This is a genomic window from Bradyrhizobium sp. 61 (assembly GCF_023073075.1).
Classification (GTDB): Bacteria; Pseudomonadota; Alphaproteobacteria; order Rhizobiales; family Xanthobacteraceae; genus Bradyrhizobium; species Bradyrhizobium barranii.
Genome location: NZ_JADPIU010000066.1, coordinates 1 through 855, shown reverse-complemented (window position 1 = coordinate 855; position 855 = coordinate 1). Strand labels below are relative to the sequence as shown.

Below are 855 nucleotides of genomic sequence, written 5' to 3'. Positions count from 1 at the left end.
TTTGAGAGCCGGTACAGGAGAGCGGATCGATCCTGACGGCAGAGGAATTTCGGCGCGGGAATTGTATTGCTTTCCTTCGCCACGAGAGCCGGACTGCGCGTTGAGAACGCCCCCGTCCACGAGCGCAGTCCGGCTGCTCAATTTGATCGAATTGATCTGCGTCATGCAAACGCTCCGGAAGCAAACGAAGTGGGCGATTTGTCCGGATTCAATCCATGCAATTTTGGAGAAAACACATGGACGTCATCGATCCGCACAATGCTCAGGAAATTTTTTTCGACGGCATTCACGAAGTGAAGATCGTCGCGGGCATTGTCAGAATCGTGCTGTACAGCAGGCAAAACGACGTCGGTACAGTCGTTGCGCGCCTCGCGCTGCCACTCTCCGAATTGCCCGATGTCATCCAGGCGCTCGTGATTGCGCTGACAAACGCGGCAAAAACTGCTGGCCCATAAACGAGTTGAAGTTCCTCCACAAGGAACATTCAAAATTGAGACAACCTCCGCGTAACTTTTGTCGCATGCTCGCGGTGTGGTTTTTAGCTTGTGATGGTTTCGTGACCGTGCGTAGGATGCGTCCCTTACTTGTGACGGGGGGCATTCATGAACGACGAAGAATTGCTCGTGCAGGCAACCGGAATGCAAACTGTTTACGTCGATGGCTTTGGGGCCTTCCGAAAAATCAACGGCGTTCTTCGCTGTATCGGATTTACCATCGATGGCGGCGCGCAGATGAACTTGATTATTTCCCTCGTCGGCGCCGAGGCCGGCATTGCGGATGCTCGGCGCACTCTCGACGAGAAGGGATCGAAGTCCATCGTTCCGGAGCGGCTGAGACTGATTCACTGAGCGGCCT

At 54.4% G+C, this 855-nt stretch carries 2 protein-coding genes; both read left to right on the top strand.

Annotated elements, in window-relative coordinates; all coding sequences use genetic code 11:
- Positions 1 to 236: 236 nt before the first annotated feature.
- Positions 237 to 455 carry a hypothetical protein gene (locus tag IVB46_RS23905; RefSeq protein WP_247343597.1) on the top strand — a complete coding sequence of 73 codons (219 nt, stop codon included), beginning with the start codon at positions 237 to 239 and terminating at the stop codon, positions 453 to 455.
- A gap of 147 nt (positions 456 to 602) precedes the next feature.
- Positions 603 to 848 (top strand): hypothetical protein, encoded by a 246-nt coding sequence (locus IVB46_RS23900; RefSeq protein WP_247343594.1) that lies wholly within the window; start codon positions 603 to 605, stop codon positions 846 to 848.
- Positions 849 to 855: the final 7 nt, after the last annotated feature.